At 71.4% G+C, this 12,742-nt stretch carries 12 protein-coding genes; 5 read left to right on the forward strand and 7 right to left on the reverse strand.

Going from position 1 to position 12,742, the window contains the following annotated elements; genetic code table 11:
* Window positions 1-235 precede the first annotated feature (235 nt).
* Together AC3WXD_RS12255 and AC3WXD_RS12260 are read right to left on the reverse strand one after the other, a co-directional pair.
* Window positions 236-733, reverse strand: a complete 498-nt coding sequence (locus AC3WXD_RS12255) for a response regulator (RefSeq protein ID WP_020423776.1) — start codon at window positions 731-733, stop codon at window positions 236-238.
* Between the two features lie 390 nt (window positions 734-1,123).
* Window positions 1,124-2,743 (reverse strand): flagellar assembly protein A, encoded by a 1,620-nt coding sequence (locus AC3WXD_RS12260; RefSeq protein WP_492323784.1) that lies wholly within the window; start codon window positions 2,741-2,743, stop codon window positions 1,124-1,126.
* Between the two features lie 390 nt (window positions 2,744-3,133).
* Here AC3WXD_RS12260 and AC3WXD_RS12265 point away from each other — a divergent pair, with 390 nt between their 5' ends.
* Window positions 3,134-4,078 (forward strand): bestrophin family protein, encoded by a 945-nt coding sequence (locus AC3WXD_RS12265; RefSeq protein ID WP_020202986.1) that lies wholly within the window; start codon window positions 3,134-3,136, stop codon window positions 4,076-4,078.
* 109 nt (window positions 4,079-4,187) lie between these two features.
* On the forward strand, window positions 4,188-5,087 hold the full coding sequence (locus AC3WXD_RS12270; protein WP_492323785.1) for a class I SAM-dependent methyltransferase: 900 nt from the start codon (window positions 4,188-4,190) through the stop codon (window positions 5,085-5,087).
* Window positions 5,088-5,110: 23 nt separating this feature from the next.
* Here AC3WXD_RS12270 and AC3WXD_RS12275 read toward each other — a convergent pair whose 3' ends face one another.
* Window positions 5,111-5,665, reverse strand: a complete 555-nt coding sequence (locus tag AC3WXD_RS12275; RefSeq protein ID WP_454731188.1) for a DUF1415 domain-containing protein — start codon at window positions 5,663-5,665, stop codon at window positions 5,111-5,113.
* A 56-nt stretch (window positions 5,666-5,721) separates the two neighbouring features.
* Window positions 5,722-6,120: a hypothetical protein gene (locus AC3WXD_RS12280; RefSeq protein ID WP_020202983.1), complete on the reverse strand. Its 399-nt coding sequence runs from the start codon at window positions 6,118-6,120 to the stop codon at window positions 5,722-5,724.
* Window positions 6,121-6,242: 122 nt separating this feature from the next.
* On the opposite strand from AC3WXD_RS12280, the gene AC3WXD_RS12285 reads away from it, so the two are divergent.
* Window positions 6,243-7,526: a TIGR03862 family flavoprotein gene (locus AC3WXD_RS12285; RefSeq protein WP_492323786.1), complete on the forward strand. Its 1,284-nt coding sequence runs from the start codon at window positions 6,243-6,245 to the stop codon at window positions 7,524-7,526.
* Between the two features lie 15 nt (window positions 7,527-7,541).
* Here AC3WXD_RS12285 and AC3WXD_RS12290 read toward each other — a convergent pair whose 3' ends face one another.
* Window positions 7,542-9,158 (reverse strand): NAD(P)/FAD-dependent oxidoreductase, encoded by a 1,617-nt coding sequence (locus AC3WXD_RS12290; protein ID WP_059413028.1) that lies wholly within the window; start codon window positions 9,156-9,158, stop codon window positions 7,542-7,544.
* Between the two features lie 210 nt (window positions 9,159-9,368).
* Between AC3WXD_RS12290 and AC3WXD_RS12295 the strand changes: the two genes are divergently transcribed.
* Window positions 9,369-9,674, forward strand: coding sequence for a single-stranded DNA-binding protein (locus AC3WXD_RS12295; protein ID WP_020202980.1), 306 nt, complete (start codon window positions 9,369-9,371; stop codon window positions 9,672-9,674).
* A gap of 19 nt (window positions 9,675-9,693) precedes the next feature.
* On the opposite strand, the gene AC3WXD_RS12300 is transcribed toward AC3WXD_RS12295, so the two are convergent.
* Both AC3WXD_RS12300 and AC3WXD_RS12305 read right to left on the reverse strand, forming a co-directional pair.
* Window positions 9,694-10,668 carry a threo-3-hydroxy-L-aspartate ammonia-lyase gene (locus tag AC3WXD_RS12300; RefSeq protein WP_020202979.1) on the reverse strand — a complete coding sequence of 325 codons (975 nt, stop codon included), beginning with the start codon at window positions 10,666-10,668 and terminating at the stop codon, window positions 9,694-9,696.
* Entirely contained in the window at window positions 10,665-11,084 is a 420-nt protein-coding gene (locus tag AC3WXD_RS12305) for a hypothetical protein (protein ID WP_492323787.1), read from the reverse strand. Before AC3WXD_RS12305 ends, AC3WXD_RS12300 begins: the two co-directional genes overlap by 4 nt.
* A gap of 174 nt (window positions 11,085-11,258) precedes the next feature.
* On the opposite strand from AC3WXD_RS12305, the gene AC3WXD_RS12310 reads away from it, so the two are divergent.
* Window positions 11,259-12,742: aminotransferase-like domain-containing protein (locus AC3WXD_RS12310; protein ID WP_492323788.1), on the forward strand; the 1,484-nt coding region annotated here is incomplete at its 3' end.

Below are 12,742 nucleotides of genomic sequence, written 5' to 3' on the forward strand. Positions count from 1 at the left end.
GTAAAAAAAAAACGCCGCATGCGGAAGCATGCGGCGCTACGGAAGGAGGGCCAAGGGATGGACCCTCATCGGGAATACCACCCCCGGGGAGAGAGCGGTACGAAGCTACTGTAGCCAGTAGAACGGTCCCGACCAATCAGCCGCTTCCGAACAGGTATCCAGAAATTTCCGCAAATCCGCCGCGCGGGCGGTGGCCGTGACGGCTACCGCCCGTGCCGGCGCGCCGGCACGCGCCTCACGCCGCCAGGACCTGCGCCTCCAGCATGCTGGCGATGGCCGCTTCGAGCGTCACCAGCGCGGCCGTCTTGGGCAGGCAGCAGCAGATGCCGTAGCCCATTTCCGGCGGCGGCATGTGCAGCCACATATTGTCCGAGAGCAGCAGCACGCGCTGCGTCGGCAGCATGCTGCGCAACTGGCGCAGCATGCGCCAGCCGCTGGTCACGTCCTGCGGCATGCCGAAGACCAGCAGCTCGGCCTCGCTGATGGCGCCGGCGTGCCCCGGCAGCTCGTCCGGGTCCACGCTTTCCACGCGCGCGACGCCGGGCATGGCCTCGAGCATGCGGCTCAGGCCCAGCCGCAGCAGCGCGCATTCGTCGATCACCACCGCGCGCACGGGCGCCGCGTCGTGCGCGGCCCTCTGCGGCCGCACGCCCTGCCACTGCGGCCGGGCCGAGGCGAGCCCGCGCGGGATGATGCTGTCGACGTTGGCGCGTGCGGTGAGTGCCATATCCATGATTGCTCCTCTGCTCTGTGCTCTGTGATCCGGATGGCGCCAGCGGCGGACGCCCGATGATGCAGAGAGATCGCAAGGCACATGCCAGGCGCCGGCGCCGGTTCCGCCGGCCCGGCCGGACGCGCGGCGCGGCCCGCAAACCCTTGCCTGGCAAGGATCTGCGGGAATCGGAAAATCTGGGATGACGGAATGGCGCGCATGGCGGCGCGTTCCCGCGTGTTACGCGTCACGTAACGTGTTCCGCCGCGCGTTACCGGCACGCTACCGGCACGTTACCGGCGCGCTGCCGCGGCGAAACGCCGCACCGGCACGCCCGGCCACGCCGGCGGGCGCGCGGCGCGCAAAAAAAAACCGCCCGGCAACGCGGGCGGTCCCTGGCGCCGGCGCGGGTCAGACCAGCGTGACGCGGCCCTCGACCATGCGGAACTGGCCGCCCGGCTTGTCTTCCATGATCTTCAGCGACTTCTGGCCGATATGCGCGACCACCCCGCCGTGGATGCGCCGGCTCACCTCGATCACCGCGTCGGGCGCCGGGTGCAGCTGCTCGGCCAGCTTCGCCAGCCGCGCGTCCAGCCCGATGGCGTCCCGCGTCAGCTTGAACAGGGTGGCGCGCGCCTTCTCGCGCAGGTCGCCGGAAGCCTTCTCCGGATGCTTGGCGAAGAAGCTGACCAGCTGCTGCACCTTGGCCTGCTCGGCGTCGATCTGGCGGCGCTGCGCCTCGGCCTCGGCCTTTTCCGCCTCGGCATAGGGATTGGTGCCGACCTGCACGACGGTGGCGGTGCCGGCGGTCGCGCCGAGCGTGGCGGTGCGCACGATCGTCTTGGCGCGGATGCGCCCGCCGGTGATGTTGCCCTGCCCGCCCTTGGGGCCGGCGAACACGGCATTTCCGGCGGCCACCTCGCTCTGGCGGATGCCGCTTTCCACGGTGACGTCGGTGCCGGCCTCGACCACCGCGCTCTCGATGAAGCGCGCGTGCAGCCGGCCCTTGCAGCGCACGCTCGCCAGCGCCGCCGCGCCGTCGCCGGCCGGGTGCGGGCCTTCGGCCTTGCCGATGATGCCGCCCTTGACCACCACGTCGCCGCCCGCCTCCACGTGGGCGGCCTCGATGGTGCCGCTGACGATGACGTCGCCGGTCACGCGCACCGTCATGCCGGTCTTGATGTCGCCGTTGACGCGCAGGGTGCCGTCGAAGGTGACGTTGCCCGAATGCATGTCCACCGCTTCCACGTCCACCACCGGGCTGACCGACACGCCGTGCGGCAGCAGCGCGGGCGAGCCGGAGATGGCCGCCAGCATCACCTGCGGATCGGCGGGGTCTGGCACCACGCCGGTCAGGCCGTCGGCGTAGGGCGGGTCTTCCGCCTCGGGCGCCGGCACGACCTTGCCGAACACGTCGAGGCCGTCCGTGCCCTGGCGTGCCGGGATGCGGCGCATCAGCGGCGTGCCCGGGTTGACCAGCAGCAGCGTGCCGAGATCGCGCAGGTCGATGCGGCCGCTGTCGTCTTCTTCCACCAGCGGCTTGCGCGGCGCCAGCAGGCTTTCGAAGCGCGCCGGCGTGCCGGGCAGCGGCGCGCGCCCGGCGGCGATCTCCAGGCCCTCGCAGGCGCCCGCCTCGAAGGCGCCGCGCAGCGCGGCGGCGTCGACCTCGGCCACGATGCCGCGCTCGGCCAGCGCCGCGCGCACCGCGTCGCGCGTCACGTCGCGCCCGCCCTGCGCCGGCAGCAGGTTGAGCCGCACGCTCAGGCTGTCGGCGCTGACGTCGATCTCGAAATAGCCGTCCGTCACCTCGCCGATCAGCGCTTCCACCGGCGCGCCTTCGGTGGCGCGCTGGCATTGCGAGAGAAAATTGCCGACCGTGGCGGTGTCCAGCCGGGCACCGCGCCAGCCGGCCGCGGCCAGCGCTTCCTCGAGCGCGGCGCGGTCCGGCGGCATCCGGCCCGGCACCGCGGCAAAGGCGGCATGCACATGCCGCGTGGCCTCGTCGAGGCGGATCCGCAGGCCGCTTTCCATTGCGCCTTCCGCCGCATTCTCCGCTGTGTTTTGCGTTGCGCCATCCGCGGCGCTGACTGGGTGTTCTCCCCGGCTTTCCATTCCGTCTTTCCCCCGATGGATCGTTGGCGGGCGCGCGGTCCAGACCGCCGCGCCCTGCGCAATCCCGCCCCGCCCCCGCCTCGCGGCGAGGAAGCCTCTGCTGGCCAAATTCGCCAATTTGGCCATGTTGGCCGTGCGCGGCGGGCATGCGATTGATGGCAGGCACTGCGCGCTGCTGATCTATGTTCTTTCTAGCGCGCACTACACCAACGGCTGTTTCGGGGAAAACTTGAGCCTCGCGGCCGGGCAAAAGGTAAACTCCTGCCCATTCGCGCAACGCCGCACCGCAACAAAAAAGGGGAAGACCAGATGATCGTGCGAGACCGCCCATCGGGACTCAGGCTGTTCCTGGTCCTGCGAGGCTCGATCCTGTCGCGCATCTGGCGCGTGCTGCTGGTGAACCTGCTGCTCGCCGTGGCCGTCACCGTCACCCACGGCGCCTTCTTCCAGCACAAGGTCACGCTCACGGCCATCCCGTTCTCGCTGATCGGGCTGCCGCTGGCCATTTTCCTGGGCTTTCGCAATACCGCCGCCTACGACCGCTTCTGGGAAGGGCGCAAGCTGTGGGGCGAACTGGTGGTGCGCAGCCAGGACCTCGCGCGGCAGTGCATGAGCCTGCTCGGCGACGCCGCGCCGGGCCATGCGCCGGCCGAGCCCGGCGCGGTGCGCCGGCGCATGCTGCTGCGCGCCATCGCCTTCGCCTGCGCGCTGCGCAACCGCCTGCGCGGCAACCGCGCCGATGCCGGCATCGACCGCGCGTGGCTGGCCGCCGCCGAGCACGAGGCGCTCGCCGGCAGCACCAACGCCCCGGCCCTGCTGATGATGCGCATGGGCGAGGATCTCGGCCAGTGCGTGCGGCAGCGGCGCGTGGACCCGTGCCTGGCGGTGGCGATCGACGGCACGCTGTCGGCCATGACCGCCACCGCGGTGGCCTGCGACCGCATCCGCAATACGCCGATCCCGTTCTCGTACACGCTGCTGCTGCACCGCACCGCCTATCTCTACTGCTTCCTGCTGCCGTTCGGGCTGGTCGACACCACCGGCTTCCTCACGCCGATCGTGGTCGGGCTGGTGGCCTACACGTTCTTCGGCCTCGACGCGCTCGGCGACGAGCTGGAAGAGCCGTTCGGCACCTCGCCCAACGACCTGCCGCTCGACGCGATGTGCCGCGCCATCGAGATCACGATCAAGGAAGCGCTCGGCGAAACCGACCTGCCGCCGCCGCTGGCGCCGGTGGACTACTGCCTGCTGTAGGCGCGCCGCCGCCTGCGGCGCCGGCGTCACTCCGCCCGGGCGCGGGCGACTTTCGGTAAACTGCCGCTTTGGCGCCGACGGCGCCCACCCCGTTTTCCAGGTTCCCCAGATGGCCCAGAAGTCCCCGGCGTCGAAGACGCCCGCCACAGCGGCGGCCAGCCCGCACGAAATCCGTCCCGGCCAGTCCGTCGAGCTGCTCAAGGCGCTGCACATCCTCACGCGCGACGGCAAGATGAACCAGGACAGCCGCCGCAAGCTCAAGCAGGTCTACCACCTGTTCCAGTTCATCGAGCCGCTGCTGCAGGACCTCAAGCAGGACCATCCCGACGTGACGCTGGTGGACCACGGCGCGGGCAAGTCCTACCTGGGCTTCATCCTGTACGACCTGTTCTTCAAGGACCATCTCGACGGCTCGCGCATCTACGGCATCGAGACGCGCGAGGAACTGGTGCGCACCTCGCAGGAACTGGCCGCGCGGCTGGGCTTCGCGGGCATGTCCTTCCTCAACCTGTCGGTGGCGGACTCGATCGCCTCGCCGCAGTTGCCGGCCACCATCGACATCGTCACCGCGCTGCATGCGTGCAACACGGCCACCGACGACGCCATCCGCTTCGCGCTGGAAAAGCACGCGAAGTACATCGTGGTGGTGCCCTGCTGCCAGGCCGAGGTGGCCGGCGTGCTGCGCAGGAACAAGGCGCGCGCGCTGGCCAGCCCGCTTACCGAGATCTGGCGCCACCCGCTGCACACGCGCGAGTTCGGCAGCCAGGTCACCAACGTGCTGCGCTGCCTGCAACTGGAAGCGCACGGCTACCAGGTCAGCGTGACCGAGCTGGTGGGCTGGGAGCACTCGATGAAGAACGAGCTCATCATCGCGCAGTACAAGGACCTGCCGCGCCGCCGGCCCGCCGAGCGCCTCAACGAGGTGCTGAAAACGCTGGGGCTGGAGGAAATGTCGGGGCGCTTCTATACCGGCGAGCACAGCGAGGATGCCTGCGCGGTAGCGCAGTGACGCGTTGACGCGCCGCGCCCGGCTCAGTCGCGCATCAGCGCCTGCCAGCCGGCCAGGCCGAGCCGGCGCATGGTCTGCTCGTTGCGCTCGTAGATGTCCGCCGCGTCCGGGAAGGCCGCCACCGCGCGCGCGATGCTGGCTTCGCGCAGCAGGTGCAGGATCGGATAGGGCGCGCGGTTGGTGTAGTTCTCGATGTCGTCCGGCCCGTTCCCCTCGAACTGGTAGTGCGGATGGAAGCTGGCGATCTGCAGCGTGCCGGCCAGCCGCAGGCTCTTGAGCAGGCGCTCGGCGAAATACAGCATGTCGTTGTAGTCGAGGAAATCCGCCAGCGCGTGCGGCAGGATCAGCAGCGTGGTGTCGATCTCGGCCGGGTCCGCCTCGGCCAGCAGCTTCAGTTCGGCCTCCAGGTCCGCCATCACGCCTTCGGCGTCGGTGGCGCCGCTGACCGCGTAGCGGATCTGCCGCTTCACGTGCACGGACTTGGCGAACGGGCACAGGTTGAGGCCGATCACGGCGCGCTCCAGCCATTGCCGGGTGGCGTGCAGGACGGTTTCGGTGGACGGCGGAGCAGAAGTCATGACGATGGCTGGCGGCGCGAAACCGCCATTCTAGCGCCGGCCCCGCGCGCCGCCGCTCAGCGGCGCTGCCCCTGGATCTGCCTGGCCAGCGCATCGGCCTGGCGCATGGCCGACTCGCGCTCGGCCGCGCTCAGCTTGCCGCAGACGTATTCGAGATTGGCGGTGTCGAGGTCGGTCACATGGCGGTCGCCGGACAGCAGGATCACCTTGCGCCACGCGCAGGCGCGCACGCGGTCTTTCTCCAGCCCGAGGCAGCCGGACTGCAGGCAATACGACAGGTTGCGCTGGGACAGGAAGTCGCCGCGCATGGCCTTGTCCTGGAGCCCCTGCGCGGTTTCCTGCGCGAACGCGGGCGGCGCGGCGCAGAGCAGGCCGAGCGCGAGGCTCGCCAGCAGGCGGCGCGTGGCAAGGCGCGTGGCAAGGCGGAAGGCCGGGGCGGGCAGCGGCGTGGTCATGGCGGTGCGCGTGGATGCGCGTATCGATGAAGTCGAGGGCCGGATCTTATCAGCCGCCGGCGGAGATGGCGCCCTATATAATCCGTTCCGCCCTCCCCCGCCGCCCGTCCCCGGATTCCCACATGCCCGCACCCGCCGTCTCCCCCTCCTCCGCCAGCGTCGCCGTGATCGGCGGCGGCCCCGCGGGCCTGATGGCGGCCGAGGCGCTGGCCGCGCGCGGCTGGCGCGTGGACGTGTACGACGCCATGCCCTCGGTGGGCCGCAAGTTCCTGATGGCCGGGCGCGGCGGCATGAACCTCACGCACTCGGAAGCGGCCGAGCCGTTCCTCGCGCGCTACGGCAGCCGCGGCACGCGGATCGCGCCGCTGCTGGCCGGCTTCGATGCGCAGGCGCTGCGCGCATGGGTGCACGGCCTGGGCATCGAGACCTTCGTCGGCAGCTCGGGCCGCGTCTTCCCGACCGACATGAAGGCCGCGCCGCTGCTGCGCGCGTGGCTGCACCGCCTGCGCGAGGCCGGCGTGCGCTTCCATATGCGGCATCGCTGGCTCGGCTGGGCGGACGAGGCGACGGACAACGCAACTGACAACGCGGCGCACGAACTGCGCTTCGCCACGCCCGAGGGCGAACTGCGCGTGCACGCGGCGGCGGCGGTGCTGGCGCTCGGCGGCGGCAGTTGGGCGCGGCTCGGCTCGGACGGCGCGTGGGTGCCGCTGCTGGCCGTGCGCGGCGTCGAGGTGGCGCCGCTGCGCCCCGCCAACTGCGGCTTCGACGTGGCCTGGAGCGAGCACTTCGGCACGCGCTTCGCGGGGCAGCCGGTCAAGGCCGTGGCGATCGGCCTGCGCGACCGCCACGGCCACCGGCACGATCGCCAGGGCGAGTTCGTCGTCACCGCGGGCGGCATCGAAGGCAGCCTGGTCTATGCGCTCAGCGCGCCGATGCGCGACCTGCTGGAAAGCACCGGCCAAGCCGTGATCGAGCTCGACCTCGCGCCCGGCCTGAGCGCGCAGCGCGTGGCCGAGGCGGTGCTGCGCCCGCGCGGCGCGCGCTCGCTGTCGAGCCATCTGCAGAGCCGGCTCGGCATCACCGGCGTCAAGGCCGGGCTGCTGCGCGAATGTCTGTCTAAGGAGGAATTCGCCGATCCGGCGCGGCTGGCCGCCGCGCTCAAGGCGCTGCCGCTGCGCCTGCTGCGCACGCGCCCGCTCGACGAGGTCATCAGCAGCGCGGGCGGCGTCGCGTTCGAGGCGCTGGACGCGCAACTGATGCTGCGCGCCGTGCCGGGCGTGTTCTGCGCCGGCGAGATGCTGGACTGGGAAGCGCCCACCGGCGGCTACCTGCTGACCGCCTGCTTCGCCAGCGGGCGCGCGGCCGGGCTGGGCGCCGCCGCGTGGCTGGCGCGCGCGGCCTGAGCCGGCGCCGCGCGTTCAGGCGCCGTTGACGATGCTCAGCGCCACGGCCTCGGCCACCTCGATGCCGTCGATGGCCGCCGAGTAGATGCCGCCCGCGTAGCCGGCGCCCTCGCCGGCCGGGTACAGGCCCGCCACGTTGATGCTCTGGTAGCTGTCGTCGCGGCGGATGCGCAGCGGCGACGAAGTGCGCGTCTCCACGCCGGTCAGCACCGCGTCGTGCATGGCGAAGCCGGCGATCTTCTTGTCGAGCTCGGGCAGCGCCTCGCGGATGGCTTCGGTCACGTACTCGGGCAGCGCGGTGGACAGGTCGGTCGGCGTGACGCCCGGCTTGTACGACGGCTCGACCGAGCCGAGCGCGGTCGAAGGCCGGCGCGCGATGAAGTCGCCGACCAGTTGCGCCGGCGCGTTGTAGTTGCTGCCGCCCAGCGCGAAGGCACGCGCTTCCCAGTGGCGCTGGAACGCGATGCCCGCGAGCGGGCCGCCGGGATAGTCCTCGGGCGTGATGCCGACCACGATGCCGGCATTGGCGTTGCGCTCGGCGCGGTAATACTGGCTCATGCCGTTGGTGACCACGCGGCCCGGCTCGGACGCCGCCGCCACCACGGTGCCGCCCGGGCACATACAGAAGCTGTAGACCGCGCGCCCGTTGCTGGCATGGTGCACCACCTTGTAGTCGGCCGCGCCGAGCAGCTTGTTGCCGGCGAACTTGCCGAAGCGGCTGCGGTTAATCAGGCCCTGCGGGTGCTCGATGCGAAAGCCCAGCGAGAACGGCTTGGCTTCCATGAACACGCCGCGGTCATGCAACACCTGGAACGTGTCGCGCGCGCTGTGGCCCACGGCCAGCACCACGTGGTCGGCTTCGAGGTATTCGCCGCCGTGCAGCCGGAGGCCGCGCAGCTTGCCGTTGTCGATGTCGAAATCGTCGACGCGCGTCTCGAAGCGGATCTCGCCGCCCAGCGCGAAGATCTCGGCGCGCATCTTCTCCACCATGCTGACCAGCCGGAAGGTGCCGATGTGCGGGCGCGCGAGATAAAGGATGTCTTCCGGCGCGCCGGCCTTGACGAACTCGTCCAGCACCTTGCGCCCGAGATGGCGCGGGTCCTTGATCTGGCTGTACAGCTTGCCGTCCGAGAAGGTGCCGGCGCCGCCCTCGCCGAACTGCACGTTCGACTCGGGGTTCAGCACGCTCTTGCGCCACAGGCCGAAGGTGTCCTTGGTGCGCTCGCGCACTTCCTTGCCGCGCTCCAGGATGATGGGGCGGAAACCCATCTGCGCCAGAATCAGCCCGGCCAGCAGCCCGCACGGGCCCATGCCGATCACCACCGGGCGCAGCCGGGTGCCTTGCGCCGGCGCCTGCGCCACGAAGCGGTAGGCCATGTCCGGCGTCACGCTCCAGTTGGGCTTGCCCGCCATGCGCCGGATCGCCGCGGCCTCGTCCCTGACCTCGATGTCGATGATGTAGGTGAGCTTGATGTCGGAGCGCTTGCGCGCGTCGTGCGCGCGGCGGAACACGGTGAACCCGACCAGGCCATCGGCCTTGACGCCGAGCTCGGCCAGGCGTGCGCGCACCACGGCCTCGAGATCGCTCTCGGCATGGTCGAGCGGGAGTTTGACTTCACTTAGACGTAGCATGGGAACCTGGAATTCTGCGGCCGGTGGGTCGGCCCCGCGTGGGGCGTGGACTGCACTCTGGTTGAGCGTCGGGCTGGCCGGACCGCAATTTTATAGTTTTTCGGCCCCGGCCCCGCATTCTTCGCCCCGCGGCGGCGAAATTATGAGATCTTCCGCACCCCGGCGGCGAACTCAGCGACGGCGGCCACTCCCATGACAGCAAGGAACACCATGATCGACGGACTAGTCAGCGGCCGCCTGCACGGCCACGCCAGCGAACGCAGCGGCCAGGGCGGCAGCCTGTTCGTCACCGCCCGGCTCAAGGCCACGGCCGGCGACGGCGATACCGTGATCGTCAACGTGATCGCGTTTGCCGACAAGGTGCGCGCCGCGCTGCTGGCGCTCGAGGACGGCGAATCGGTGGCGCTGTCGGGCAGCCTCACGCCCAAGGTCTGGACCGACAAGAACGGCGACACGCGCCCGGCGCTGGACATGGTCGCGCACGGCCTGCTGAGCGCCCGCGACGCGCAGCCCTGAGCGCCGCCGGGGCCGCCGCCTACGGCCGCGCCGCCTGCAGCAGGGAGGCGAAGCGCGCCAGGTCCACGTTGCCGCCCGAGAGCACCACGCCGACGCGCTTGCCGCCGACGTCGATCCGCCGGGAAAACACCGCCGCCGCGCCCAGGCAGCCGGTCGGCTCGACCACCATCTTCATGCGGCCGGCGAAGAACGCCATCGCCTCGACCAGCTCGGCGTCGCTGACCGTCACCACGTCGTCCACGAGGCTGCGCAGCACCGGGAAGGTGAGGTTGCCGAGGTGCTGGGTCTGGGCGCCGTCGGCCAGCGTCTCCGGCGTGTCGATATGGACGATCTTGCCGCTGCGCAGGCTGCGCTGGCCGTCGTTGCCGGCTTCCGGCTCGACGCCGATCACCTGGCAGTCCGGGTTGAGCGCGCGCGCGGCCACGGCGCAGCCGGACAGCAGCCCGCCGCCGCCGAGCGGGGTGATCAGCACATCGAGCGGGCCGGCCTGCTCGAACAGCTCCTTGGCGGCCGTGCCCTGCCCGGCCATCACGTGCGGGTGGTCGTACGGCGGGATCAGGGTCAGGCCCTGCTCTTCCGCCAGGCGCCGGCCGATGGCTTCGCGGTCCTCGGTATAGCGGTCGTACAGCACCACTTCGCCGCCGTAGCCGCGCGTGGCGGCGATCTTGATGGCCGGGGCGTCCTGCGGCATCACGATGACCGCGCGCACGCCGAACAGCCGCGCCGACAGCGCGATGGCCTGCGCGTGGTTGCCCGAGGAAAACGCGATCACGCCCGCCTTGCGCTGCGCCGGCGTGAACTGCGCGATGGCGTTGTAGCCGCCACGGAACTTGAACGCGCCCATGCGCTGGAAGTTCTCGCACTTGAAGAACAGCTCGGCGCCGCTGTTCGCATCGGCATAGGTGGAGGTCATCACCGGCGTGCGGTGGGCCACGCCCTCCAGCCGCCGGTGGGCCGCGGCCACGTCGTCATAGGAAATTGCCAGTTCGCTCATTTGTGTTGCTCTCCGTGAAAACATTGCGATGCGCTGGCCGGCGCGGCCAGGGACAGCCAGCGGGCCAGCCAGCGCGGCCACGGCCGCGCGGCGGGCGCGTGCAGGCGCAGCGTGGCGGCGCGCGTGGCCAGCACCTCCACCCAGCCCGCGGGCAGCACCACCATGCTGCCGGCGGCGAGGCGCTGCGGCTGCCGCCACACCGTGCCGGCCAGCCAGCGCGGCGCGCCGGACACGGCAAGCTCGCCCTCCAGCACGTGCAGCGTGGTGCCGGCTTTGGCATGGAACCGTAGCACACGGCTGGTTTCGAGGTCGAGCATCTGCGCCTGCGGCGCGGCGGCCGGCGTGGCCGGCATCACCGTCATCACCGGCGCGGTCGATTTCATGAGATCGGAAGGATCGGAACGGTAGCCCGGCATGGTGCGGCTCCTGCGGTATGGACAGGGCTCCAGACTATCGGCCGGCGCCGGGACGAAACAGGCACACGCCCGCGCGGGGCGGACCATAACAGAACACATGCAGGCCATCTGTTACGATACAGAACCCCCGCATCTGTATCTGTTGCGCAGGCCGCCGCCGCGCCACCATGCCGCATGGATTCCGCCCCGCTCTACCGCCAGCTCGCGCAGCACTACCGCCATGCCATCGAGGCCGGCACGCTCAAGCCGGGCGACCGCGTGCCGTCGGTGCGCACGCTGATGGAGCTGCACGGCGTGAGCCTGTCCACCGCGTTGCAGGCCTGCCGGCAGATGGAAAGCGACGGGCTGCTCGAAGCGCGGCCGCGCTCGGGCTACTTCGTGCGGCCCCCGGCGCGCGCGCCGCACAAGCCGCTGGCGCCGATCGCCGAGCCGGCGGCCACGCTGCCGGACCCGGCGCAGTACGTCGGCATCCATGAGCGCATCTCGGCCATCACCGCGCGCGGGCGCCAGCGCCCGGTGGCGGTGAATTTCGCCGGCGCCTGCGCCGCGCCCTCGCTCTACCCGGCGCAGGCGCTGCGCGACGCGGCGGCGCGCGCGCTGCGGCGCCACCCGCAGCTGTTCGGCACGGCCGCCGATGCCGGCGGGCACCCCGCCTTCCGCGCGGTGCTGGCGCGGCACGCGCTGCTGTCGCGCATCACGGTGGCGCCCGAGGACATCCTCGTCACGCACGGCTGCACGGAGGCGCTCAACCTCGCGCTGCGCGCGGTGGCGCGCCCCGGCGACGTGATCGCGGTGGAATCGCCGACCTACTACGGCCTGCTGCAGATCCTGGAGAGCCTGGGCATGCGCGCGCTGGAGATCCCCAGCAGCCCGCAGACCGGCATCTCGCTCGAGGCGCTGGAACTGGCCGCGCAGACCTACGACAACATCCGCGCCGTGGTGGTGGTGCCCAACCTGCAGAACCCGCTCGGCTGCATCATGCCGGACGACAACAAGGCCCGGCTGGTGGCGTGGTGCGCGCAGCGGGACATCGCGCTGGTCGAGGACGACTGCTTCTCCGCGCTGGCCGACGGCGACACGCCGCCCGCGGCGCTCAAGTCATGGGACCGCGACGGCGGCGTGATCCACTGCGCCTCGCTGCACAAGACGCTCGCGCCCGGCATGCGGCTGGGCTGGATCGCGGCGGGCCGCTGGCAGGCGCGCGTGGAAATGCTCAAGTACAGCCAGTCGCGCCCCAACGAGCTGCTGGCGCAGATGGCGCTGGCGGACTACATGGGCTCGGGCGCGTTCGAGCGCCACCTGCGGCGCCTGCGCGAGCAGTTGCGCGGCCAGCGCGCGCAGGTGGCGCAGGCGATCGCGGCCGGTTTCCCGGCCGGCACGCGCGCCTCCGATCCGCACGGCGGCCTGCACCTGTGGGTGGAGCTGCCCGGGCCGGTATCGTCCGAGGCCGTGTTCGACGAAGCCCTGAAGGCCGGCATCCGCGTGGTGCCGGGCGCGATGTTCTCCAACTCCAACCGCTTCGACCATTTCCTGCGCCTGAACTGCGGCATGCCGTTCTCGCCCGAGATCGAGCGCGCGCTGCGCGAGCTGGCCGCGGTGGCGGCGCGGCTGGCCGGCAAGCCGCCGCGCGGGGGCCCCCCCCGCGCCCCCCCCGCCCG

The sequence above is a fragment of the Cupriavidus sp. FW216-B1 genome (assembly GCF_058789195.1).

What these genes read in the sequence shown, in the direction of transcription:
- AC3WXD_RS12255 (WP_020423776.1), bottom strand. Translation starts at nt 733, where the DNA reads ATGGATATGGCACTCACCGCACGCGCCAACGTCGACAGCATCATCCCG.
- AC3WXD_RS12260 (WP_492323784.1), bottom strand. Translation starts at nt 2,743, where the DNA reads ATGGAAAGCGGCCTGCGGATCCGCCTCGACGAGGCCACGCGGCATGTG.
- AC3WXD_RS12265 (WP_020202986.1), top strand. Translation starts at nt 3,134, where the DNA reads ATGATCGTGCGAGACCGCCCATCGGGACTCAGGCTGTTCCTGGTCCTG.
- AC3WXD_RS12270 (WP_492323785.1), top strand. Translation starts at nt 4,188, where the DNA reads ATGGCCCAGAAGTCCCCGGCGTCGAAGACGCCCGCCACAGCGGCGGCC.
- AC3WXD_RS12275 (WP_454731188.1), bottom strand. Translation starts at nt 5,665, where the DNA reads ATGACTTCTGCTCCGCCGTCCACCGAAACCGTCCTGCACGCCACCCGG.
- AC3WXD_RS12280 (WP_020202983.1), bottom strand. Translation starts at nt 6,120, where the DNA reads ATGACCACGCCGCTGCCCGCCCCGGCCTTCCGCCTTGCCACGCGCCTT.
- AC3WXD_RS12285 (WP_492323786.1), top strand. Translation starts at nt 6,243, where the DNA reads ATGCCCGCACCCGCCGTCTCCCCCTCCTCCGCCAGCGTCGCCGTGATC.
- AC3WXD_RS12290 (WP_059413028.1), bottom strand. Translation starts at nt 9,158, where the DNA reads ATGCTACGTCTAAGTGAAGTCAAACTCCCGCTCGACCATGCCGAGAGC.
- AC3WXD_RS12295 (WP_020202980.1), top strand. Translation starts at nt 9,369, where the DNA reads ATGATCGACGGACTAGTCAGCGGCCGCCTGCACGGCCACGCCAGCGAA.
- AC3WXD_RS12300 (WP_020202979.1), bottom strand. Translation starts at nt 10,668, where the DNA reads ATGAGCGAACTGGCAATTTCCTATGACGACGTGGCCGCGGCCCACCGG.
- AC3WXD_RS12305 (WP_492323787.1), bottom strand. Translation starts at nt 11,084, where the DNA reads ATGCCGGGCTACCGTTCCGATCCTTCCGATCTCATGAAATCGACCGCG.